We start from the raw sequence: 22,127 nt of genomic DNA on the forward strand, positions 1-22,127 counted from the left end.
ATGTTAATTTGTCTCTTGTTCAAGTTCTTTAATATAATTGGTCAACTCACTTTTAATATCTAGCGGTAGCATGGGTTCTTTAACATCTTTGAAAGTGGTAAGGCGTTCAAACAAAATTTTAGCCACCAAATAGCGTGCGTATTTTTTATTATCGGCTGGGATGATATACCAGGGGGCTACTGGAGTACTGGTTTTTTGAATGGCTTCTTGATAGCAGTCTTGGTAGTTGTCCCACAGTTTGCGTTCTTCAATATCTCCGGGTGAAAATTTCCAGTTTTTTTCGGGTTTATGTAAACGCCGCAGCAGTCTATTTTTTTGTTCTTCTTTAGAAAGATGAAGAAAAAATTTAAAAATAAGCGTACCATTTTGAACCAACGTTTGTTCAAACGAGTTGATTTCCGCAAAGCGTTTTTCCCAAAATTTAGGCGTGATATCCTTTACGGAATTAATTTGCGGCAAATTTTCATTTAGGATGTACTCGGGATGCACGCGAGTTACCAAAACATTTTCATAGTGGGTTCGATTAAAAATCCCGAATTTTCCACGCTCTGGCAAACTCTTGTAGTGTCTCCATAGATAGTCGTGCTTCAATTCATTTTTAGAAGGAGTTTTAAAGCTATGTACTACCACCCCACGTGAATTAAAGCCTTGAAAAACCTCTCGGATCAAACTATCTTTTCCTGCCGTATCCATTCCCTGTAAACAGACCAAAACCGAATATTTACCGTGTGCATATAATTTATCTTGCCAGGCAGCAAGCTCTTTACGGATAGGCTTAAGGGCTCGTTTAGCCTCCTTATTGGTTGCTCCTAAATCGATGTGAGTAGGTGCATTTTTTAAATTCAAATTTTCTGAAGCGATAAAATCGTTTATATCAATTGATTTCATAATGTTTAGTATTATAGCTATAGCTGTCTGATGAGTATCTGGCTTAAAAGTAAAACAAATCTCACAACATACCTTAGTATTCTCGATAAACCAGAAGAGCCCTATTAAAATAAAAGTGAATTCAGTATCTTTGCGCCTTAAAACATTTTGATTTGGACAAAAATACTATCGTAGAGCGCATGGCCGAGATTTTGAAAGAGACGCCAACCTCTATGGAAATCGTAAAGAAAGATGCGAAAACCGAACAGCGGTTCAAATATTTAGCTACTTATATGATTGATAAAGCAATAGCTAAAGACGCGTTGGTGTTATCTGAAAATGAGATGGGTATTGGTATTGTTATTCAAAACAGTAAAGACAAGCCTAATTTTTTCAAAGATAAATGGGAAGATTTAAAGTTGGTTTACCATGTAACGGGTTTCAAAAATATTCCTAAAATTTTACGAAACCAAAAATATGTACGCCAGCAAAGACCAGCCAACCAAGATTATTTATATTGCTGGTTCTGGGGCATTAGCAAAGATAATCGCGGTGCAGACACACAGGTAGCTAAACAAATGAAAGATGAGTTTTTAAGACGAGCGCATAAGTTAAATTTGCCCCTATTTGCAGAAACGCAAATGCGCCGAAATACCATTGTATATCAAAAATTTGGCTTTGAATTATTTCACACTTGGAATAGAGAAGATGGTAAAACTATGTATTTCTTAAAATACGACCCTAAAAAGCATCCTGAATACGAAGACCAGCAAAATATAGAATAAAAAAAGCAGCCTTACAGCTGCTTTTTTTACTTAAATGGATTTTTTATTTGCTCGCAAAAGCTTCAACATCGCGTTGAGTGATTTCTTTTCCTCCCAAAATCATCAAGCGCTCAACCACGTTTCGTAACTCCCGAATATTACCTGTCCAATCATAATCTTTAAGTTGGCTTAAAGCGTCCTCACTAAAGGTTTTGGGCGTAGTGCCCTGTTCTTTGGCTATTTTTTCTGAAAAATAATTCACTAAACTAGGAATATCTTCTCTTCTATCGTTTAAGTTAGGAACAGCAATAAGAATAACCGCTAGCCTATGGTATAAATCTTCTCTAAAACGCTTGGCTTTTATTTCTTCCTTTAAATTTTTATTGGTGGCTGCAACTACGCGTACATCAACTTTTAAATCTTTATCTGATCCTACCCTTTGCACCTTATTCTCTTGTAAAGCTCGCAGAACTTTAGCTTGTGCGGATAGACTCATATCGCCTATTTCATCGAGAAACAAAGTACCGCCATTAGCCGCTTCAAATTTACCTGCGCGGTCTTTGTTGGCAGAAGTAAACGCACCTTTTACGTGACCAAAAAGTTCACTTTCGATCAATTCACTTGGAATAGCAGCGCAATTCACCTCAATCATTGGCCCTTTGGCTCGTTCACTTTTTTGGTGCAACCAGTGTGCTACCAATTCTTTACCGGTACCGTTTTGCCCAGTTATAAGTACCCTAGCCTCGGTTGGCGCCACTTTTTCTATGATTTCCTTTATTTGTACTATAGCTGGCGATTCACCAATCATTTGGTAATTTTTACTTACCTTCTTTTTTAGGCGTTTATTTTCGGTAACCAATGATTTTCTGTCTAGCGCGTGGCGCACAGTGTTGAGTAATCGATTGAGGTCTGGTGGTTTGGCGATATAATCAAATGCTCCCTTACGCATGGTTTCTACTGCGGTTTCTAAATCACCATGGCCAGATATCATGACCATAGGAATTTCAGGCTTTATCTTCATGACTGCATCGAGCACCTCAACACCGTCCATTTTTGGCATTTTGATATCGCATAATACCAAATCATAGTCGTTGTTCTTTATGAGTTCTATTCCTATCAAGCCATCTTCGGCTTCACTGACTTCATAATTTTTGTTCTCCTCGGTTAATATTTTTTTAAGCACCCTCCTAATGGCTGCTTCATCTTCTATGATTAAAATTTTTCCCATTTATATTTTAAATTTAAGCCCTGAACGAATGTACCAAGTATTATCGTTTTCAATAACATAAACATCGTCACGGTTATTGTCTCTTATTCTGTATTCATTATAAACTGTATGGCCAACATACAAATAATATTGTAAATGGTCGGTAAAATAAAACTCATATCCTAGACCTAAAGTAACGTTGGTCATAGAAATATTTTCGCCTACGCGGTTTACATTATCTATACGTATATTGTTTTGAATATTTGCGAAATGATTATCTAAGGAAGCGAAAGCATGAAGATGGTGCTTATCATTAAACGAATATCTTAATAAAGTCTTCGGCACACCCAAAGTGTATGACCAAGTATCGTTAGGTTTTCTAAAAAAATTAATTAGGGGTAAGGGAAAATTTCTCCCCGGGGTGCTGGTATAAACCAAGCCGAAAATCCAACGATAAGGTTTCCCAATTACTGTACCGTTTTCATCGCGTTGTTTCACATCGTTAATCGCATATACAGCACCTATATATATTAGGTCATCCTGCACTAGTGAACGCTCAAAATTTGAGGTCAAGCGTATTCCGCCCCTAAAGGCTAAACGCCAATTACTTGCTTTAATTTTTTTAATATAGCCCAAGGTAGCATCTATGCGTTGCGTAGATTCTAATCGGTTATATTCAAAAGGGATGTCTTCTTTAAAATCTAAATCGGTTTTTCTATACTCGCCCCCGAATACTAAATAATCTTCCTTTATGGGAATTGGGGCCTGTATAAATGCCCGAAATCGATTCATGGATTGTTTTCCCTTAGAAAAAGGTATACGTGTATATTCAATTCTTGCAAGATCTGTAGTTTGTGCTTTTAAACCACAAGAGTAGCTTAAAAACAGGATCAGCCAAAAATTGAAAGCCTTAAAGAAATTTCTCATAAAATGATCGAAGTGTCCGTTATTACCGAATATAAGTATTTACAATAAACCTCTTAAAGCATTAACGTTTATTTGACGTGATTTCGTTCATTTTATTAATTTTTTAACCATTTGAATAATTCCTTATAAGTTGGCTTCTTTCCATACATTAAAATACCTATGCGATAAATTTTTGCTGCCATTATAATCACTAAAAAAACCGAAGCAAATAAAATACTTAAAGATATTAATACTTCCCACCAAGCCACTCCAAATGGAATTCGCATAAGCATAACAATTGGAGAAGTTAAAGGAATATGCGAAAAAAGTGTTGCTACGGTGCCGTGTGGGTTTTCAATTACAGTAAAAAAGCCAACATAAATTCCCAGCATAAGTGGTACAATTATAGGAAACATAAATTGCTGGGTATCGGTTTCGCTATCCACCGCGGCCCCAATGGCCGCATATATGGCACTGTATAAGAAATAGCCACCGATAAAATAAATGAAAAATGAAAGGCTTATTTTAAAGAGCGGGAGTGCCATAATGTTTTGAAAAAGCAAGGCTATCTCATCGCTATCAACGGGTGTCGCCGCGCTTGCTATTCCTGGCTCATTTGGTGCTATAAGGCTGCTGCTAATTAGTAAAATAACTCCGCCAAAGATCAGCCAAATTAAAAATTGCGTAAGACCTGCCAAACTAGTACCCGTAATTTTACCCAACATCAATTGAAAAGGCTTTACCGAAGAAATAATAATTTCTACAATACGGTTTGTTTTTTCTTCAATTACACTGCGCATAACCATATTGCCATAAATAATGATAAACATCATAAGCAAATAACCCGCGGCACCACCAAAAATCATTTTAACATAGCCCGCCAATTTAGAGGTTGACTGTCCGTCGAAATCTTCGATTTGTAGGTTTACTTTTGTTTGTGCTTGTTGCAATTGAGTTTTGTCTATACCTGCATTGGCCAAGTTGGTATCGGTTATAATACGACTGATTTTTTGTTCTAAATCTGAAACCAAAAAACTACTGGGAGCCTCTTTAGCAAAGAACTCAATATTTTGATTGGGAATAGCATCCTCTTCCAAAGCAGGCACATATAGCAACCCATAAAGATTTTCTTTGTCTACACGCTTTATAGCATGATCTAAAGGTATATCGGAGTAATCTACAAAACTGAGTTGATCAGTATTTGGTAGTTTTTTATAAATTAACTCTTGCACATCGTGAAGAGCAATTGTTTTCTTCTCATCGTTATTTAGATTACTGAGATAGGCGACTAAGAAAATCATCCCTACCGCGAGAAGCGGACTTAAAAAAGTCATAATGATAAAAGCCTTGTTTTTAATTCTGGCCAGATATTCGCGCTTTATAATAAGGCTTAAGTTACCCATGTTGCTCTACCGTTTTTATAAATATATCATTTATCGAAGGAACCAACTCACTGAAATGAGTGATTTCTACTTTTGTATCAATAAGAAATTTCAGGAGCGAGGTGGTAGATTGATGATCATTTAATTTAACCTGCAGCTTAGCTTGGGCAGTAATATCCTTGAAATAAGCCGGTTGTACTGTGAAATTACCCGATAATTGCCTAGTGATTTCCTCAGCTCTTTCCGATTGAAAACCTACCTCATAAGTTTGCGTTCGGTAATTATTTTTAATGGTCCTTACAGAGCCGTCTAAAACTTTTTTAGACTTATGAATTAAAGCTATATTATCGCAAAGCTCTTCCACATTCTCCATTCGATGGGTTGATAAAATTATAGTTGCACCCTCCTCCTTTAAAGTTAAAATTTCATTTTTGATCAAATTTGCATTCACAGGATCAAAACCACTAAAGGGCTCATCTAAAATTAACAAAGGCGGGTTATGAATCACCGTGACAATAAATTGGATTTTTTGCGCCATTCCCTTTGATAGCTCTTCAATTTTTTTGTCTCCCCAGCCCTTTATATTCAGACGATCAAACCAATAATGCATACGTTTCTTGGCATCCTTTTTAGACAAACCTTTTAATTGAGCCAGATAGATAATCTGTTCGGCCACTTTCATGCTTTTATACAGGCCTCTTTCTTCGGGCAAGTAGCCAATGAGTTCGACATCTTTTGGTTTAAGTGGTCTACCGTCAAGGTTAATTTCACCTGAATCGGGTTGAGTAATTTGATTCAAAATTCGAATTAAGGTTGTTTTCCCCGCACCATTAGGTCCCAAGAGTCCAAAAACGCTATTTTTAGGCACCTTAAAAGAAAAACCATCCAGAGCCAATTTGTCTCCGTATTTCTTGGTAAGGCCTTTTACTTCTAAAAGATTCATACGCAATATTAAGGGATAAATTTACTAAACAAATGGCTAAAAAAACAAAACCCATCCTTAAAACTTCTTTGAAATAAGGATGGGAAAAAAATTGCTATGAAAAAGAAAAATATCACCAATATGCAATCGGTGATATTCAAATATATATAAAATTTTGTTAATACTGCAATTATGAGAACATATCTTTCACTTTTTCAAAAAAAGATTTATCAGATTTTTCTGGATTAGGTTCAAAATTATCATCTCCCTGCATTTTTTCGAAAAATTCTTTTTGTTCTTTATTTAGCGTTTTGGGTGTCCAAACATTAACATGCACCAATAAATCTCCTTTACCATAGCCGTTTATGCTTGGAATTCCCTTATTGCGCAAGCGCAAAATTTTACCGCTTTGCACCCCAGCTTCAATCTTTATACGTACTTTACCACTAACAGTTTGTATTTCTTTAGAAACCCCAAGCGCTGCCTCAGGAAAACTGATATAAAGGTCATAATGTAAATTATCGCCCTCTCGCTGTAAATGCGGATGTTCTTTTTCTTCAATAGCGACCAACAAGTCACCAGAAATGCCATTACCGGGTGCTTCATTTCCTTTTCCTGAAACCTTCAATTGCATTCCTTCTACTACCCCAGCTGGAATTTTTATTGAAACCGTTTCTTCTTTTTGAATCATACCCTGTGCATCGGCTCCAGCAGGTTTTTTATCAATAACCTGTCCGCTACCTCCACATTGAGTACAAGGAGAAGCGGTTTGCATACGACCTAAAATGGTGTTGGTTACGCGGGTAACTTGCCCCGAACCTTGACAAGTAGAACAAGTACTATAAGTTGTTCCTGGTGCTTGAACCTTGCGTTTTACTTTGATTTTTTTCTCTACACCATTGGCAATTTCTTCTAAAGTAAGCTTTACACGAATACGCATATTACTCCCTTTGCTACGACGTTGACCTCCGCCAAAGCCTCCACCAAAACCAGAAAAACCACCTTGACCGCCACCAAAAGCAGATCCAAATATATCTCCAAACTGACTAAAGATATCATCCATATTCATTCCACCGCCGCCAAAGCCGCCAGAACCATCAAATGCTGCATGCCCCATTTGGTCATAACGTGCCCTTTTATCGGGGTTGCTCAATACATCATAAGCCTCGGCAGATTTTTTAAACATCTCCTCGGCTTTCGGGTCATCTGGATTTTTGTCGGGATGGTATTTCACCGCCATTTTGCGATAGGCCTTTTTAATTTCGGCTTCGGTCGCATTTTTATTCACTCCTAATATGTCGTAATAGTCTTCTTTCATCAATTTTATTTTTAATTACTTACCGGTAACCACTTTTGGATAACGAATAATTTTATCCCCTAAGGTATAACCTGTCTCCACCACATCGATTACCTTACCTTTTAATTTTTTGTCGGGTGCCGGAATTTGTGTCACAGCTTCGTGTATATCGGCATCGAACTTATCGCCAGCTTTAACAGCGATAGGGGCTAAGCCCTTACTTTCTAAAGTTCTGCGTAGTTTATTACTGATAAGCTCTACTCCCTTAAGCATATTTTCGTCTTCGGACTTCTGAATTTCTTTTAAAGCTCTATCAAAGTCATCTAAAACAGGAAGCATGACCTGCATGATTTCTTCACCCGCTGTTTTGAATAATTCAATACGCTCTTTGCTAGTTCTGCGTTTATAATTTTCAAATTCTGCAAATAGGCGTAAAAACTTATCTTTTTCTTCTTGCAAATCATTTTTTAGCTTATCCAACTCATTAATCTCTTGATTGGTTTCTTTATCGGCTTCAGCCTGATTCCCTTCGACATCCTTCTCTATAACATCATTCATTTCCTGATCTAGTTGCTCTTTATGATTTTCGCTATTTTGCTTTTCTTGTTCTTTGCTCATGATTAGTAAAATTAAATCTCTGTTGGCTAAGAGCAAAACTGTTGCCATTCTTATAAAAATGCCAAAATGTCACTTGTGCTTTTTTATCAAATTTTTATGATTTTTTAAGTGTCAAAAATTGTATTTTTGGGCACATTTAAATCAATTATTTATACAACTATGAAAAAAGTATTATTAAACGGTATGGTATTAGCCTTTTTAGGATTAAGCACCGTAGCTTGTAAAAACGAAGCTAAAAATGAAACCAATCCGAAAGAAGCACAAGAAGTTGCCGAAGCTGGTGCTGAATCTGCAACTTATGCCATAAACGCTGCAGAGTCAAAAATTGACTGGGTAGGTTCTAAGCCTGCTGGTAATCACACGGGTACAGTTATGCTAAGCAAAGGAGAATTTACTGTTGACGGCGATAAGCTTTCTGGCGGTACGGTAGTTATAGATATGACCAGTATTGATGTTACCGATCTTGAAGGTGAAGACCGTGATAAATTAATGGCACACTTAAAAGGAACAGCTGAAGGACAAGAAGATCACTTTTTTAATGTAGCTGAGTTTCCTACTGCTATGTTTCAAATCACTGAAGTAAAGGAGATGGATGGCAAAACAATGCTTGCAGGAAATTTAACTATGAAAGATATTTCTAAAAATATTGAAATCCCTGTAAACTATGAGGTAAGTGAAAATAAACTTACTTTAAAAAGCGAGCCGTTTACTATTGATAGAACAAAGTGGAATGTAAACTATGCCTCTAAAAGTGTTTTTGACGACTTGAAAGATAAGTTTGTTAACGACGAAATTGAGTTAAGTTTAGTAGTAATTGCTACAAAATAATAACGGTAACTTTTTACTAAAAAAAGCGGTGAAAGATTTTCACCGCTTTTTTTTATAGTAAATCTTCTAAGGCTGGTTTAATATGGGTGAACTTAAATAAAAACCCTTGACTATCAATTTTATTATTAGAAACAAGTTGACTCCCAAGTACAATGGTGGCCATTTCTCCCAATGCGGTTTTAAGAACAAATTTTGGGACATTAGGCAGCCACAAAGGCTTATCTAAAACCTTAGCTATTTGAACAGTGAGTTCTTTGTTGGTAACTGGATTCGGAGCAACACCATTATAAACACCCTCTAATCTATTCTTTGCAACAAATAAAAAGATACTTGCCAAATCTTCAATATGAATCCAAGACTGCCATTGCTCACCACTACCTAAAGGTGCTCCTACACCATATCGCACAGGTTTAGCTATTTTTTCTAGTGCGCCACCATTTTTTGATAAGACCAAACCTATTCTAATTTTAGCTACATCTATTCCAAGTTGTTCAAACCCGTCAACTGCAGCTTCCCATTTTTTAACCACCTCACCTAAAAAATTATCAGCAATTGGGTGCTGGTCTTCATGATATAACTTTTGAAAATCGCTAGGATAGATACCAATGGCACTCGCCGAAATAACATGTTCTATATTATGCTCAATACCCTTTAAGGTATCGATTAAAAGTTGGGTAGTAGCTAACCTACTGGATAAAATAATTTCTTTTTGCTTTTTTGTCCAACGCTTAGCCACACTTGCCCCTACCAAATGAATTATCTTAGTCACCCCTTCAAAACAAGATTCGTCTATCTTTCCTTCTTCAGGATTCCAATAAAAGCCTTTGTAATAGTCTTGGTTTTCTAGCTTCTCTTTACTGGTAGTCAAATAATTCACCGCTATGTTTTCCTGTTGGCATAGACTAACAATTTGTGAACCAATAAGCCCCGTCGCCCCCGTAATTAAAACCTTCATTTTTTATTTTAAATTTACAATTTAAAAACAAACCTATAAAAGGTTTTGCAAGGGTTTAACAAGCTTTTATGGCGCGTAGCATCTCGCGTTTACCTGGCGGACCAGGAAGTCGTTCTACCTGAAATCCTACTTCTTGCAACGCTCTGCGAACACTGCCCTTCGCAGAATAGGTAACCAAGACTCCTTGAGAATTAAGTGCTCTATACATTTTTGCCATAATATTCTTGTCCCATAGTTCAGGTTGCACCCTTGCACCAAAAGCGTCAAAATAAATTAAATCATAGGCTGTCTTATCTTCAATTTCTTGGAAAAATAGCTTTTTTTTGTGTAGGTGAAAATTGGGTTCTATGAGCTGTAGGGATTCCCAAGTTGACTGATGGATTTTATTAACCAGTGGCTTAAATTCGGTTTTAAACAGGTCGCTATAGTTTAAAAGTTCCAGTTCGTTTGAGCTTACAGGGTAAGCTTCTACCCCTGTATAATTAACTTTTCGATTTGCTTTTTTTGATTCAATAGCGGTAATGATAGCATTTAAGCCCGTACCATAACCAATTTCTAAAATAGATAACTCAGGTTTGCATATAAATTGAAAACCCATCTTTATAAAAACATGATAGGCCTCTTGCAAGGCCCCATGTTTAGAATGATATTGTTCGTTCCAATCAATAATCTGAATGGTCTTTGAACCATCTGCAGTGGTAACTATTTGGCGTTTCACGGTTTAATAATCAGTTTTTTAATCCGTGGCAACGGTCCGGCACACTTCACTTCATGACAACTAATACACGCCTGAATGGCTTGATTATAATAATGCTGCGCTTGCTCAGGATTTTCTATCATTTGTACTTCATATTGCTTAAAACGATCGGCCCAAGTTTTAAAAAAAGCATCATAGTCTTTAGGGTCGGTAAATGCTGCAGAGTGCAAGTTTTCTAAATCAAAACTCAGTTTAGTAATCTCCTCTCCGTCTAAGATTTGCTGTTTCATTTGTTGATGCGCGGCATACATTTGTTCCATATAAGCTGCCATTTCAGACATTTGGTACATCTGCATAGGTTCCTTTTCTTCAGCCACGGGAGTCTGAGGTTTAAGCTCGCTTTGCCTTTCTTTTTTACAAGCCATTAAAACCAGCAACAATAAAAGCGTATATAAAGATTTAGCTTTCATTTACTCTTGCATTAAAACTCCATCGGCCATAAAGGCATACTCTACCTTAGGCTCGGTAATAGCATCTATTTCTTCTTGAGATTTCCCGGCATCTTTCGCATAATGTTTTAGCTCTTCGACGCTAGTTTTACTAATAAAAGCTTTTCCCTTTACTACGGTTTCACGTTCTTCACTGTTGAGTGGTACAAAAAAAGCATAGTCTTTAAAGCGAACAAAAGTAGCTTCATCTTCGCCAAGATCTAAAGACATCCAGCATCCTTTTTTCTTACATACTTTTTCTACTTCACTTTTAAAGGCAACATTAAGCGTATCTCCTTCGGCCAATTGCTCATATTGGGCTTTCATTTCGGCTCGCGTTAACACATTAGCGTCTCCTATTTCTTCTCCAAAATTTACAAAATTAGCATCGGTTTTTTCAACCACTTCTGGCGTTTCTTGATTTTCGGTCGGGGCCGGATTATTCTCTTGCTTACAAGCCATAAAGGCCAACAAAATTAAAAAAGAAAACTTTTTCATTATATTAAGATTTTAGATAAGCCAAAATTAAAAAAAGCATCTGTATAAAAGTTGTTTTATTTTAATACTTTTGTGAAAATTTTTAATTATGCACTCCACATCCGATATTTTAGATATACGCCAAGTAGAAAAATCAAAAATTGATCAAGTTGATTTTGATAATTTAGCCTTTGGTAAAAACTACGCCGACCATATGATGGTATGCGATTACAAAGATGGTGCCTGGCAAAAACCTAAAATCTTGCCTTATGGTCCTATGGAGTTTGAGCCCTCGGCTAAAGTTTTTCATTATGGGCAAGCGGTTTTTGAAGGGATGAAGGCCTTTAAAGATGAGAATAACAAGGTTTGGCTTTTTAGACCAGAAGAAAACTTTAATCGTATTAATATTTCTTCTAAAAGAATGGCAATACCTGAGTTTCCCAAAGACTATTTTTTCGCTGCCTTAGAAACCTTACTTAAGTTAGATGAAAAATGGGTACACCCAGGAGACGGAAATTCGCTTTATATCAGACCTTTTGTAATTGCTTCTGAAAACGGAGTTTCGGCTTCACCCTCTAACGAATATAAGTTTATGATTATCTGCTGTCCGGCCAAAGCTTATTACAATTCACCAGTAAAAGTTTTAGTGGCCGATCATTATTCACGTTCTGCAGATGGTGGTGTAGGTTTCGCTAAAGCAGCAGGTAATTATGGCGCACAGTTTTACCCTACTAATCTAGCCAACGAAAAAGGTTATCAGCAAATTATATGGACCGATTCTAACAGCCATAAATATCTTGAAGAGGCAGGAACTATGAACCTTTTCTTTAGAATAAACGATAAATTAATCACGGCCCCTACAAGCGATCGTATTTTAGATGGGGTAACCCGTAAGAGCATTATAGATTTAGCTAGGCATCAAGGAGTTGAAGTAGAGGTAAGAAAAATTACTGTAGAAGAATTAGTAAGTGCTGCGGTGGACGGTTCATTAAAAGAAATTTTTGGAACGGGAACTGCCGCGACTATTGCTTTTATCGAAGGTTTTGAATATGCTGACAAATACCACGATTTACCTCAAATAGAAAATCCTTACAGTCTTCGCTTCAAAAAAGGACTTCAAGATATTCAGTACAACCGTGCCGAAGATCCATTTGGATGGCGATACGAAGTAAAATTAGATTAATTTTACATTTCATAAAAAAAGCTTTCTAGCGTTCTTTTTACAGAGCGCTTTTTTGTTTTCTTTTTTTTCATTAACCTAAAACATTTGGCTTTTTATACCTAATTTTGTGAAAAACAAAGCTATGTTTACGCAAGGTCAAATTACTTTTACCCTTTTTTTTATTGTGGCTTTCGCCCTTTTATTGCTTTATAGTTACCGTAAAGATTTAAAATTGCATCAAAAATATTACAAGCGTAGTTGGCTCGTCTTGCTAGGTTTTTTAGTTTTTTTAAGCAGTTTATGGTTAATTAAAAGTTTTTTGTATTGATGCGTGCAAAAATTAATATTTCTGAAAAAGACTTTACGGTTAATTTAAACAAACCCATAGATATTTCATTAACCTTGTATGGTAATCAACAAAATGTAACCGCTTGGTATAAAGATGTACCAAGCATTAAGCCGGTGCAAGATGGCAACTGGGTGGCTAGCGTAAAAGAAGGAGCATCGGTAAATTTTAATGACATTAGTTTTAATCCGCACGCACATGGAACCCATACCGAGTGTGTAGGTCATATTTCTAAAAAATTTTATAGCATTAACGATTGCCTTACCCAATTCTTTTTTGAGGCTCAGCTTATTAGTTTAACGCCGGAATTGAGCGATGGAGATTCTATTTTTACCGCAGATCAAATCCGTAAAGCATTAAACGACAATAAACCAGAAGCCCTTATAATAAGAACGCTACCCAACACTTCGACCAAGAAAAGTTTTAAGTATAGTCATACCAACTGGCCCTATTTATTAGAAGAAGCCGCCTTGCTGCTGCGGAAATTAAAGGTGAAGCATTTATTAATCGATTTGCCTTCGGTAGATCGCGAAAAAGATGATGGAAAACTACTGGCTCATAAAGCCTTTTGGAATTACCCCGCTAAGCCTCGCCTAGATGCCAGCATTACCGAATTGATTTATGTGCCAAATACTGTAAAAGACGGACAGTATTTATTAAATTTACAAATAAGCTCGTTTCATAACGACGCTTCCCCCAGTAAACCGATTTTGTATGAACTTGTTTAGATTTTTAGTACAATGGAGCTACTATTCTTAGGTTTGGCCGTAGGTGCCGTGGCAGCCTATTTTATTTACCGATTTACCCACAAAGATCAAGCAAAGCAATCGCAGGATCAACAATCGCTCATCATAATGGAGAAAATTAGAGCGGTTTGTAAATTCATTACCGTAGAAGGTGATTTTGCCGAAATTTATCATTATAAAAATGTAAAAGACAAGTGGTTAAATATTTTTTTAGGAAGTAAGAAAGCCCTTATCTTAATCGAAGCGAAAGCCCACGTAGGCTTTGATTTAACCAAAATACAGATGCAGGCCAAAACGGCCGAAAAAACCATCGTGCTCACCAATTTTCCCGCACCGGAATTGCTCTCTATTGAAACCGATTTTAAGTATTACGATAAACGTGAAGGGTGGGCAAACCCCTTTACATCAACTGACTTGACTGATATCAACACTGAAGCCAAACGCTATATTGTAGAAAAAATACCTCAAAGCGGCTTGCTTAACGAAGCTCAAAATCAAGCTTTGGAGACTATACAATTAATGGAAAAACTTGTTGAAACTATCAATTGGAAACTCGATTATTCTGCATTAATCCTCGAAAACAGCCCCACAACTACCAACACTAAAAGAATAAGTAAGTAACTTATGGAGATTGATGAAATTCGGCAATATTGCCTTAAAAAGCCAGGCACAACAGAGAGTTTTCCTTTTGATCAGCAAACCTTAGTTTTTAAAGTTATGGGTAAGATGTATGCTTTGATAGGACTAGAAAAATGGGAAGCGGGAAATCCTTCCATTAACCTGAAATGCGACCCCGAAAAAGCCATCGAATTGAGAGAACGCTACCCCGATGAAATTTATGGTGGTTATCATATGAGTAAAAAACATTGGAATACGGTTGTTATTAACGGACCGCATTTAACACCAAAACAGATTATACATTTTATCAACCACAGTTATGAACTGGTAGTTAGTAAATTAACTAAAAAGCAAAAAGAAGAGTTGAATAAACTTTAACCTCCTAATCCTATTTTTAATGCAAGACCCCAAAACTACATATAGCGCTTATATAAATAAATTTCAACTTGAGCTAAAAAAAATAAAACAACGGCTTTTTACCTCGAGTATGTTGAGGCTTGCGGTTTTCTTACTTTTTGCTTTTTTAATTTACTTTTACTCAAGCTCAACTTCGCTTGTTTTTCTTTTTATTTTTTTAGGAATTGTTTCTTTCTTATTTCTGGTATCTAGGCACAGTGATCTTCAACAACAAAAAGAAAAATTACAACAACTTATTGAACTGAATGAAACTGAGCTTAGCGTTTTAAAACGGGATTTTTATCATTTACCAAATGGAGAAGAATTTGTTAATCCTCAGCACGAGTTTAGTCAAGATATCGATTTATTTGGCAATCGATCATTTTTTCAATACCTCAACCGTACCGCCTTAGCTTCGGGTAAAAGAACTTTAGCTCATTTACTAAGCAGCAACAATATTGACCAGATTGAGCAAAAACAAGATAGTATTCGAGACCTTGCGAAAAAAATAAAGTTTAGACAAGAATTCACGGCGATTGCTAAAATGACTCAAGTAAAAATTAAACCACCTATTGTTTTAGACTGGTTTAAAAATTACGAAGCTTTTGTTCCTTCTGTCCATAAATGGTTGCCTAAGGTTTTTACAGCCGTCTCATTCTTGTTATTTCTTAGCCTAGCTTTAGATTTAATTCCTTGGTTTTATGTAGCAGGCTGGTTTATTTTAGGTTGGATTATCATCGGGAGGTTTGCAAAAAAAGTAAACGAGTTATCGGGTTATGTGAGTGAGATTCAAAGCACTTTTCAACAATATCATTTATTGCTGGGATTAATTGAAGTTACCGATTTTCAATCGGATTGGAACAAGAATCAGCAAAACAAAATTCAAATCGATCAAAAAAAAGCATCCGCTTTGGTCAAAGATTTTTCTAGACTTATTGATGCTTTAGAGCGGAAGAACTATATGATTTTTGGGCAGTTAATCAGTGGTTTTATGCTATGGGATTTATGGAAAGCTTATGAAATAGAACAATGGATCAAGCAATACGCTCCAAGCACCGAAAATTGGTTTAAAGCGATTGATTATTTTGACGCCTATAATTCGCTGGGAGGTTTTGCTTTTAATCACCAAAGCTACACCTATCCTAAAATAACGCAAAACGAAGTGGTTTTAAAATCAACCGAGGCTGTGCATCCATTAATCAACCCAAAAGATGCAGTGACAAATGATTATAAGATCAATCAACAAGAGTTCTTTATTATAACTGGAGCTAATATGGCGGGAAAAAGTACTTTTTTACGCAGCATTTCGCTACAAATAGTTATGGGTAATGTTGGACTTCCTGTTTGCGCTAAAACTTGCGAATACTCTCCAATAAAACTAATCACAAGTATGCGGACAGTAGATTCTCTAGCCGACGATGCCTCTTATTTCTTTTCGGAATTGACTCGTTTGAAATTTATTGTTGACCAAATTAAAAAGAATAAGTATTTTATTATTCTAGATGAGATTTTAAAAGGTACCAACAGCACCGATAAAGCCATTGGATCGCGAAAATTTGTTGAAAAACTAGTAAATTCTCACTCCACGGGAATTATTGCGACCCACGATTTGAGTTTATGTGAAGTTGCCCAAAGCTTACCACAAGTAGAAAACCATTATTTTGATGCTCAAATTATTAACGAAGAGCTTCATTTTGATTATAAATTTAAAAAGGGTATTTGCCAAAATATGAACGCCTCTTTTTTACTTAAAAAAATGCAAATAGTCGATTAATGGATTCACTTACACAAATTGTATTGGGCGCTGCTATAGGCGAAGTAGTTTTAGGTAAAAAAGTAGGTAACAAAGCTATGCTTTACGGGGCTATTGCTGGCACCATACCCGACTTAGATACCTTTGCATCGCATTTTGTAAGTACCGTTGATGCTTTGGCTATTCATCGCGGTTTTACACATTCTATTTTTTTTGCTGTTTTATTTGCACCTATTATGGGTTGGCTCATCTCACGTTTTGAAAAAGCTGCCAATTTTAAAGACTGGTCTTGGTTATTTTTTTGGGGTTTTTTAACTCATCCCCTACTTGATGCTCACACTACTTGGGGTACGCAACTTTTTTGGCCTTTAGACCTACGCTTAGCCTATAAAAATATTTTTGTGATAGACCCGCTTTATACGCTACCTTTTTTGATTTGTGTTCTAGCAGCTATGCGTTTACCTAAAAAATCCGCCCGACGTAAAAACTTAAACAAATGGGGTTTAATTCTGAGTACCACTTATTTAGGTATCACCTTACTACTTAAGTTTTACACCTATCAGCATTTTAAAAGAGCCTTAAACGATCAAGGGATTTCGTATACAGCTATTGAGACTAAACCAACGGCTTTTAATAGTTTATTATGGACGGCCAATGTAGATACCGATAGTCATTACTTAATAGGGCACTACTCCATTTTTGATACGCAGCCTATACATTTTTCAAAGTACCTAAAAAACCATTTGTTGCTTGACACCTTGAGGCAAGAGCCACAAGTGAGAAAACTCATTAAAATTACAGAAGGTTGGTACAATATAGAGCAAAAAGAAGACTATATTGTTTTAAATGATTTGCGTTTTGGTTTACTAAGTTTATCGCCGCAGGCTAAAGATTTTGTTTTTAGCTATACTATCAAAAAAAATAAAGATGGCTCTGTATCTATCGAAGAAAGAGAAAAGAATATGCGAGATGGTAAAAAATTAATTCAAGAGTTGATTACTAGAATACAAGGAAATTAATCTTTTGTAAAGAGATTTACTTGTTGTTTGATTTGGCTATCATCGGGTACAGGATTGGTATAAAATTTTACAAAGTCTTGCACAGAATAATGTTTTAAAGTGTCATTTTTAACCTGGTTGTTGTTTAGGAAAATGCGGTATTGCATATCATAAGTAAAAAGGTCTAGCCGTTGTGCACTCAAGTCTTGCTTTTGGGTTAAGGCTTCTACAAAAGGTAAAAAATCTGGAAGCTTTTCGGCTTTAATACGTTGATCAAAAGTCATATTTTGATAAATGTATTCAACTTGGGCTAAATCGTCAGCTTTTAAAATGCGGTCTTCAATTTTACTATGTTTCCAGTTTTTCACAAGGCTGTCATACAGTGCTAGCTGGTCCTCACCTATTTTAGTTTTCTCCTTATTGATTTCAGTACGCTGTTGCACATTAAGAATACTTATTTCTGTTTTTTTAAGAGACTGCTTCACGAATTGGATAATCTCTGGGGCTGAATTTTCGGTTATAATCAAGGTAGCTGAATCTCTAAACAAACTGTCTTCATCTAAACTATCAACTATAGCATTAATCACCCTCACCAAATTTTCTGGTTGTACCACTTCTTGGTTAACAATAATCTTTCTTTCTCCTTCTATACGAATAATAACTTTGTTGATCTCTTGTAACTGAAACAGTACATTAGAAAACAAAACCTCTGTATTATTACTAAATACTGGATTTAAAAAGCACAAGGCTAAAAAACTAAAAAAGATAGTATAAAATCTGCGCATAACTTTAGATAACAAAGCAAAGTTAATTTATAATTTACAAATTAAAGCTTAAATAAAAATAGAATATTGATTTATATCAGTCTTTTAAAAATAAAAGCAATTCTGCATTTATAAAAATGTATTTTTGCAGCATTCAAAAAAAAGAATTATGAGTTTAGATCAAGATTTAATGCAGCGTGCTTCTTCTAGTTGTGAACTTTGCGGAAGTAAGGAGAATTTAGAAATATATAATTTACCTCCACAAAATACGGCCAGTATAGACAATAGTATTTTGTGTTGCGAGACTTGCCATTTGCAAATTACTGGAGAGCAAGAATTAGATCCAAACCATTGGCGTTGCCTCAATGATAGTATGTGGAGCACAGATAAGCCAGTTCAAGTTGTTGTATGGCGTTTATTAAATGCTTTAAAAAATGAAGGCTGGCCACAGGATTTGCTTGAAATGATGTATATAGAAGATGAGGTTTTGGATTATGCTAAACAAGGAGTAAACGCCACAGAAGAAACAACTACGGGCCTAGTACACCGAGACAGTAATGGGGTAAAAATTGAAGCTGGAGATAGCGTGGTACTCATTAAAGATTTACCGGTAAAAGGTTCAAGTATGATCGCTAAAAGAGGTACTGCTGTTAGGCGTGTCTCTCTTGTACATGACAATGAAGAACAAATAGAGGGAAAAGTAGATGGGCAGCAAATTGTGATTCTCACCAAATTTGTGAAGAAAATATAATAAAAAAAGCTTGGTGTAATTACCAAGCTTTTTTTTTAAATCATCCCTAGGTTAATAACCTCTTGTTTGTTAAGGTGGCGATAATGGCCTCTGGGTAAATCTTTCTTGGTAAGCCCACCAAATACTACACGATCTAAGCGAACTACTTCATAGTTTAGTTTTTTAAACATCCGTTGGACAATATGTGGTTTTGTACTATGTATTTCGAGACCAACATTACGTTTGCTCTGGTTTTCAACATAGCTGATGGCATTAACATGTACTTTACCATCTTCTAAAACTATTCCTTCTTCTATTTTTTTTAGATCAGATAAGTCGAGGTTACGATTTAGTTCTACATCGTAGATTTGCCTTATTCCCTTTTTGGGATTGGCTAAATTCATAGCTAAAGTGCCATCATTGGTAAATAGTAATAATCCCATAGCACTGGTTTCTAATTTACCAACAGGACTCAGTTTAGATTTTGATGCGTTAGCCACCAAATCCATTACTGTTCGATTACTCCTTTCTAAGCTACCAGTAACATAAAATCCACTAGGTTTGTTAAGCAATACATATTCTTTTCTTTCTGGAGTTATTCTACGACCGTCAAATCTTACCTCATCATCGGGTTGTACCTTATAACCCATTTCGGTAACTACTTCTCCATTTACCCGAACATTTCCTGCCTTAATATAAATATCTGCGTCTCTACGGCTACAAATACCGGAGTTTGCTATATATTTATTCAAACGCATTTTAGCATCTGGATTTTTAACCTGTTTGTCTACAGCTACCTTCTTAGTTGCTGGCTTCTTATGAGGTTTAGGCACAACATACTCTTTCTTCGTTTTCTTTTTGCCTTGTCTTTTAGTCATTACTATTATTTTTTTGCAAAGGTACAATTAATTGATTCATTGCCATTGATGCATTACTTATTTTTCAAAATGTAGTCTACAGGCTTTAAAATATAATCGTGATTAGCGTTTCTTTCATATAAAAAAGCCTCTTAGCAGTAAAGAGGCTTCTCTGAAATTGTAAGTTTATTTTTGCTTTAATCGAGCAAAATGCTTGTAGAAAAACGGTATGGTTTCAATGCCTTTTAAATAATTCCAAATACCAAAATGCTCATTGGGGGAGTGAATTGCATCGCTATCGAGACCAAATCCCATCAAAATAGTTTTACTTTTGAGTTCTTTCTCAAACATAGCTACAATTGGTATACTTCCTCCGCTACGCTGAGGAATAGGCTCTTTTCCAAAAACCTCTTTATAAGCTTCGCTGGCAGCCTTATATTCAATACCGTCTATAGGCGTAACATAACCCTGACCTCCGTGATGCGGTTTCACTTTAACATATACTCCATCTGGAGCGATAGATTCAAAATGTTTTTGAAATAATTCTGTTATCTCTTTCCAATCTTGATGTGGTACTAAACGCATAGAGATTTTAGCATAAGCCTTACTAGGAATAACTGTTTTTGCACCTTCTCCAATATATCCTCCCCAAATACCGTTTACATCTAAAGTTGGTCGTATTGAATTTCGTTCATTAGTAGTATAACCCTTCTCTCCATATATATCGTGTAAGCCTATAGATTCTTTATATTGTTCTACATCAAATGGCGCTTCAGCCATTTTAGCTCTCTCCACTTGGGAAAGTTCTTCCACTTTATCGTAAAAACCTGGAATGGTAATTTTATTGTTCTCATCATGTAAAGAAGCAATCATCTTGCTTAAAATATTTATAGGGTTGGCCACAGCACCTCCATAAAGTCCTGAATGTAAATCTCTATTGGGCCCAGTTACTTCAACTTCTACATAACTTAGTCCGCGTAAACCTGTAGTAATCGAAGGCACATCTTTTGCGATCATACCAGTATCAGAAATTAAGATAACATCATTTTTTAATTTCTCTTGATTGCGTTGAATAAACCAACCCAAATTTTCGCTGCCCACTTCTTCTTCACCTTCTATCATAAACTTCACGTTGCAAGGTAGGTCGTCATTCTCCACCATGTATTCCAAGGCTTTCACGTGCATATACATTTGGCCTTTATCGTCACAAGCCCCTCTAGCAAAGATAGCTCCTTCTGGGTGCTTATCGGTTTTTTTGATTACCGGTTCAAAAGCTGGACTGTCCCACAATTCAATGGGATCTGCCGGCTGCACATCATAATGACCGTAAACCAGTACGGTAGGTAGATTTTCATCTATTATGCGCTCTCCATAGACCACAGGGTATCCAGGCGTCTCGCAAATTTCGGTGTGGGTGCAACCCGCTTCTGCCAAACGTTTTTTCACCATATGCGCTGTAGCTATAACATCATCTTTATAACTAGGATCGGCACTGATGGATGGTAATTTTAATAAATCTATTAACTCTTCGAGAAATCGCTCTTTATTTTCTTCTAAATAGGCTTTTGACTTGTTCATTCCTTGTTTTTTTAATTGGGATGAAGATAGCCATACTAGAATAAAAAATGAAATTTTTTTAAAGTTATTCTTTGATTATTCCAGTCTTTGTTTATATTTGCACTCGCTAAGGAAACATACTTTAGTAAAGTTCTAATTAAACGATTGCGGGCGTGGTGGAATTGGTAGACACGCTAGACTTAGGATCTAGTGCTTCACGGCGTGAGAGTTCGAGTCTCTCCGCCCGCACAGCATAAAACCCGACTTAAATTATTAAGTCGGGTTTTTTTATTTCTTTCATAATTTTCTTTAATTCTATTGGATCAAGGACATTTTCTGGGTTTTTGAGTTTTTAAGCAAATAATTTTTCAAGTCTATACAGGAAGAATTCAGTTCTTCTTACTCCTCTAAATTGAGACCTAAAAGCTTTTAAATTTCAAGTAGGTGGCTTGTTCATAAAGTACTGTATTTTAAACACTAGGCGGTATTTAAATCTTATTACTCTTTAAATCTTACTTGCTTAAAGCTGACTTAGTCATTAAGTATACTAACTTTTTATCAAAGCGAGGTTTAAACCAAATTGGCTCTATTCTAAATCTATATTGAATCGATTATGAGTTTACTTGAGTCCACTAAATAGTGGACTCACTGTAGACTCACTGTGGACTCACTGTGGATTCAATATGCTTATGATAGGCGTTTGAAATGGAGTAAGCCGAATTCATCTAGGCTTGAAGGTAAAGCGTGGAAGAGAACTGGTAAAGGTAAAATGCCTTCATAACACTGTTCTTT

At 36.0% G+C, this 22,127-nt stretch carries 23 protein-coding genes and 1 tRNA gene; 10 read left to right on the forward strand and 14 right to left on the reverse strand.

The genetic code is table 11. The features are described from left to right. Positions 1-3: 3 nt before the first annotated feature. A complete protein-coding gene (locus tag ACFSQ0_RS11690; RefSeq protein WP_379048469.1) occupies positions 4-888 on the reverse strand; it encodes a PPK2 family polyphosphate kinase in 885 nt (294 codons plus the stop codon). Between the two features lie 152 nt (positions 889-1,040). Between ACFSQ0_RS11690 and ACFSQ0_RS11695 the strand changes: the two genes are divergently transcribed. Then, the gene (locus ACFSQ0_RS11695) at positions 1,041-1,652 is read left to right on the forward strand and encodes a hypothetical protein (RefSeq protein ID WP_379048471.1); all 612 of its coding nucleotides are present in this window, start codon (positions 1,041-1,043) and stop codon (positions 1,650-1,652) included. A 43-nt stretch (positions 1,653-1,695) separates the two neighbouring features. Here the strand turns inward: ACFSQ0_RS11695 and ACFSQ0_RS11700 are convergent, their stop codons facing one another. From ACFSQ0_RS11700 to ACFSQ0_RS11725, 6 genes are all read right to left on the reverse strand, one after another. Then, positions 1,696-2,859: a sigma-54-dependent transcriptional regulator gene (locus ACFSQ0_RS11700; RefSeq protein ID WP_379048473.1), complete on the reverse strand. Its 1,164-nt coding sequence runs from the start codon at positions 2,857-2,859 to the stop codon at positions 1,696-1,698. Next, positions 2,860-3,630 (reverse strand): DUF6268 family outer membrane beta-barrel protein, encoded by a 771-nt coding sequence (locus tag ACFSQ0_RS11705; protein WP_379048475.1) that lies wholly within the window; start codon positions 3,628-3,630, stop codon positions 2,860-2,862. It lies immediately after the preceding gene. A gap of 230 nt (positions 3,631-3,860) precedes the next feature. Further along, positions 3,861-5,147 carry an ABC transporter permease gene (locus tag ACFSQ0_RS11710; RefSeq protein WP_379048477.1) on the reverse strand — a complete coding sequence of 429 codons (1,287 nt, stop codon included), beginning with the start codon at positions 5,145-5,147 and terminating at the stop codon, positions 3,861-3,863. Then, a complete protein-coding gene (locus ACFSQ0_RS11715; protein ID WP_379048479.1) occupies positions 5,140-6,069 on the reverse strand; it encodes an ABC transporter ATP-binding protein in 930 nt (309 codons plus the stop codon). The genes ACFSQ0_RS11710 and ACFSQ0_RS11715 overlap by 8 nt, the downstream gene beginning before the upstream one ends. A gap of 169 nt (positions 6,070-6,238) precedes the next feature. Next, entirely contained in the window at positions 6,239-7,366 is a 1,128-nt protein-coding gene (dnaJ, locus tag ACFSQ0_RS11720; protein WP_379048481.1) for a molecular chaperone DnaJ, read from the reverse strand. A gap of 15 nt (positions 7,367-7,381) precedes the next feature. Further along, positions 7,382-7,963 carry a nucleotide exchange factor GrpE gene (locus tag ACFSQ0_RS11725; protein WP_379048483.1) on the reverse strand — a complete coding sequence of 194 codons (582 nt, stop codon included), beginning with the start codon at positions 7,961-7,963 and terminating at the stop codon, positions 7,382-7,384. Between the two features lie 159 nt (positions 7,964-8,122). Here ACFSQ0_RS11725 and ACFSQ0_RS11730 point away from each other — a divergent pair, with 159 nt between their 5' ends. Then, complete coding sequence (locus ACFSQ0_RS11730) at positions 8,123-8,791, forward strand: YceI family protein (protein ID WP_379048485.1); 669 nt, start codon at positions 8,123-8,125, stop codon at positions 8,789-8,791. A gap of 52 nt (positions 8,792-8,843) precedes the next feature. Here the strand turns inward: ACFSQ0_RS11730 and ACFSQ0_RS11735 are convergent, their stop codons facing one another. Genes ACFSQ0_RS11735 through ACFSQ0_RS11750 form a run of 4 tightly spaced genes read right to left on the reverse strand, consistent with a single transcriptional unit; the run spans position 8,844 to position 11,429 of the window. Further along, positions 8,844-9,746 (reverse strand): TIGR01777 family oxidoreductase, encoded by a 903-nt coding sequence (locus ACFSQ0_RS11735; protein WP_379048487.1) that lies wholly within the window; start codon positions 9,744-9,746, stop codon positions 8,844-8,846. Between the two features lie 55 nt (positions 9,747-9,801). Then, positions 9,802-10,464 carry a tRNA (5-methylaminomethyl-2-thiouridine)(34)-methyltransferase MnmD gene (gene mnmD / locus ACFSQ0_RS11740; protein WP_379048489.1) on the reverse strand — a complete coding sequence of 221 codons (663 nt, stop codon included), beginning with the start codon at positions 10,462-10,464 and terminating at the stop codon, positions 9,802-9,804. Next, positions 10,461-10,913, reverse strand: coding sequence for a hypothetical protein (locus ACFSQ0_RS11745; RefSeq protein ID WP_379048491.1), 453 nt, complete (start codon positions 10,911-10,913; stop codon positions 10,461-10,463). Before ACFSQ0_RS11745 ends, mnmD begins: the two co-directional genes overlap by 4 nt. Beyond that, complete coding sequence (locus ACFSQ0_RS11750) at positions 10,914-11,429, reverse strand: DUF4920 domain-containing protein (RefSeq protein WP_379048493.1); 516 nt, start codon at positions 11,427-11,429, stop codon at positions 10,914-10,916. An 88-nt stretch (positions 11,430-11,517) separates the two neighbouring features. Here ACFSQ0_RS11750 and ACFSQ0_RS11755 point away from each other — a divergent pair, with 88 nt between their 5' ends. The 6 genes from ACFSQ0_RS11755 to ACFSQ0_RS11780 all read left to right on the forward strand — a co-directional run bounded on the left by ACFSQ0_RS11755 (position 11,518) and on the right by ACFSQ0_RS11780 (position 17,448). Continuing rightward, entirely contained in the window at positions 11,518-12,591 is a 1,074-nt protein-coding gene (locus ACFSQ0_RS11755) for a branched-chain amino acid aminotransferase (protein WP_379048495.1), read from the forward strand. A 306-nt stretch (positions 12,592-12,897) separates the two neighbouring features. Continuing rightward, positions 12,898-13,644: a cyclase family protein gene (locus tag ACFSQ0_RS11760; protein WP_379048496.1), complete on the forward strand. Its 747-nt coding sequence runs from the start codon at positions 12,898-12,900 to the stop codon at positions 13,642-13,644. A 12-nt stretch (positions 13,645-13,656) separates the two neighbouring features. Continuing rightward, positions 13,657-14,283, forward strand: a complete 627-nt coding sequence (locus ACFSQ0_RS11765; protein WP_379048498.1) for a DUF4230 domain-containing protein — start codon at positions 13,657-13,659, stop codon at positions 14,281-14,283. A gap of 3 nt (positions 14,284-14,286) precedes the next feature. Further along, positions 14,287-14,658 (forward strand): MmcQ/YjbR family DNA-binding protein, encoded by a 372-nt coding sequence (locus ACFSQ0_RS11770; protein ID WP_379048500.1) that lies wholly within the window; start codon positions 14,287-14,289, stop codon positions 14,656-14,658. A 19-nt stretch (positions 14,659-14,677) separates the two neighbouring features. Beyond that, the gene (locus ACFSQ0_RS11775) at positions 14,678-16,450 is read left to right on the forward strand and encodes a MutS-related protein (protein WP_449288683.1); all 1,773 of its coding nucleotides are present in this window, start codon (positions 14,678-14,680) and stop codon (positions 16,448-16,450) included. Next, positions 16,450-17,448 carry a metal-dependent hydrolase gene (locus ACFSQ0_RS11780; protein ID WP_379048504.1) on the forward strand — a complete coding sequence of 333 codons (999 nt, stop codon included), beginning with the start codon at positions 16,450-16,452 and terminating at the stop codon, positions 17,446-17,448. The genes ACFSQ0_RS11775 and ACFSQ0_RS11780 overlap by 1 nt, the downstream gene beginning before the upstream one ends. On the opposite strand, the gene ACFSQ0_RS11785 is transcribed toward ACFSQ0_RS11780, so the two are convergent. Beyond that, positions 17,445-18,212, reverse strand: coding sequence for a hypothetical protein (locus ACFSQ0_RS11785; RefSeq protein ID WP_379048506.1), 768 nt, complete (start codon positions 18,210-18,212; stop codon positions 17,445-17,447). The two genes, ACFSQ0_RS11780 and ACFSQ0_RS11785, sit on opposite strands and share 4 nt — an antisense overlap. Before the next feature lie 148 nt (positions 18,213-18,360). Here ACFSQ0_RS11785 and ACFSQ0_RS11790 point away from each other — a divergent pair, with 148 nt between their 5' ends. After that, positions 18,361-18,942 carry a PhnA domain-containing protein gene (locus tag ACFSQ0_RS11790; protein ID WP_379048508.1) on the forward strand — a complete coding sequence of 194 codons (582 nt, stop codon included), beginning with the start codon at positions 18,361-18,363 and terminating at the stop codon, positions 18,940-18,942. Positions 18,943-18,977: 35 nt separating this feature from the next. Here the strand turns inward: ACFSQ0_RS11790 and ACFSQ0_RS11795 are convergent, their stop codons facing one another. Beyond that, positions 18,978-19,799 (reverse strand): pseudouridine synthase, encoded by an 822-nt coding sequence (locus ACFSQ0_RS11795; protein ID WP_379048510.1) that lies wholly within the window; start codon positions 19,797-19,799, stop codon positions 18,978-18,980. A gap of 165 nt (positions 19,800-19,964) precedes the next feature. Next, positions 19,965-21,356: a dipeptidase gene (locus tag ACFSQ0_RS11800; RefSeq protein ID WP_379048512.1), complete on the reverse strand. Its 1,392-nt coding sequence runs from the start codon at positions 21,354-21,356 to the stop codon at positions 19,965-19,967. Positions 21,357-21,502: 146 nt separating this feature from the next. On the opposite strand from ACFSQ0_RS11800, the gene ACFSQ0_RS11805 reads away from it, so the two are divergent. Then, positions 21,503-21,584, forward strand: a tRNA-Leu gene (locus ACFSQ0_RS11805). Positions 21,585-22,127: the final 543 nt, after the last annotated feature.

Source organism: Mesonia sediminis (assembly GCF_042684705.1).
GTDB lineage: Bacteria > Bacteroidota > Bacteroidia > Flavobacteriales > Flavobacteriaceae > Mesonia > Mesonia sediminis.

Coding starts and splice junctions, on each gene's coding strand:
- ACFSQ0_RS11690 (WP_379048469.1), bottom strand. CDS start 888: ATGAAATCAATTGATATAAACGATTTTATCGCTTCAGAAAATTTGAAT.
- ACFSQ0_RS11700 (WP_379048473.1), bottom strand. CDS start 2,859: ATGGGAAAAATTTTAATCATAGAAGATGAAGCAGCCATTAGGAGGGTG.
- ACFSQ0_RS11705 (WP_379048475.1), bottom strand. CDS start 3,630: ATGAATCGATTTCGGGCATTTATACAGGCCCCAATTCCCATAAAGGAA.
- ACFSQ0_RS11710 (WP_379048477.1), bottom strand. CDS start 5,147: ATGGGTAACTTAAGCCTTATTATAAAGCGCGAATATCTGGCCAGAATT.
- ACFSQ0_RS11715 (WP_379048479.1), bottom strand. CDS start 6,069: ATGAATCTTTTAGAAGTAAAAGGCCTTACCAAGAAATACGGAGACAAA.
- dnaJ (WP_379048481.1), bottom strand. CDS start 7,366: ATGAAAGAAGACTATTACGACATATTAGGAGTGAATAAAAATGCGACC.
- ACFSQ0_RS11725 (WP_379048483.1), bottom strand. CDS start 7,963: ATGAGCAAAGAACAAGAAAAGCAAAATAGCGAAAATCATAAAGAGCAA.
- ACFSQ0_RS11730 (WP_379048485.1), top strand. CDS start 8,123: ATGAAAAAAGTATTATTAAACGGTATGGTATTAGCCTTTTTAGGATTA.
- ACFSQ0_RS11735 (WP_379048487.1), bottom strand. CDS start 9,746: ATGAAGGTTTTAATTACGGGGGCGACGGGGCTTATTGGTTCACAAATT.
- ACFSQ0_RS11745 (WP_379048491.1), bottom strand. CDS start 10,913: ATGAAAGCTAAATCTTTATATACGCTTTTATTGTTGCTGGTTTTAATG.
- ACFSQ0_RS11750 (WP_379048493.1), bottom strand. CDS start 11,429: ATGAAAAAGTTTTCTTTTTTAATTTTGTTGGCCTTTATGGCTTGTAAG.
- ACFSQ0_RS11755 (WP_379048495.1), top strand. CDS start 11,518: ATGCACTCCACATCCGATATTTTAGATATACGCCAAGTAGAAAAATCA.
- ACFSQ0_RS11760 (WP_379048496.1), top strand. CDS start 12,898: ATGCGTGCAAAAATTAATATTTCTGAAAAAGACTTTACGGTTAATTTA.
- ACFSQ0_RS11765 (WP_379048498.1), top strand. CDS start 13,657: ATGGAGCTACTATTCTTAGGTTTGGCCGTAGGTGCCGTGGCAGCCTAT.
- ACFSQ0_RS11770 (WP_379048500.1), top strand. CDS start 14,287: ATGGAGATTGATGAAATTCGGCAATATTGCCTTAAAAAGCCAGGCACA.
- ACFSQ0_RS11775 (WP_449288683.1), top strand. CDS start 14,678: ATGCAAGACCCCAAAACTACATATAGCGCTTATATAAATAAATTTCAA.
- ACFSQ0_RS11780 (WP_379048504.1), top strand. CDS start 16,450: ATGGATTCACTTACACAAATTGTATTGGGCGCTGCTATAGGCGAAGTA.
- ACFSQ0_RS11785 (WP_379048506.1), bottom strand. CDS start 18,212: ATGCGCAGATTTTATACTATCTTTTTTAGTTTTTTAGCCTTGTGCTTT.
- ACFSQ0_RS11790 (WP_379048508.1), top strand. CDS start 18,361: ATGAGTTTAGATCAAGATTTAATGCAGCGTGCTTCTTCTAGTTGTGAA.
- ACFSQ0_RS11795 (WP_379048510.1), bottom strand. CDS start 19,799: ATGACTAAAAGACAAGGCAAAAAGAAAACGAAGAAAGAGTATGTTGTG.
- ACFSQ0_RS11800 (WP_379048512.1), bottom strand. CDS start 21,356: ATGAACAAGTCAAAAGCCTATTTAGAAGAAAATAAAGAGCGATTTCTC.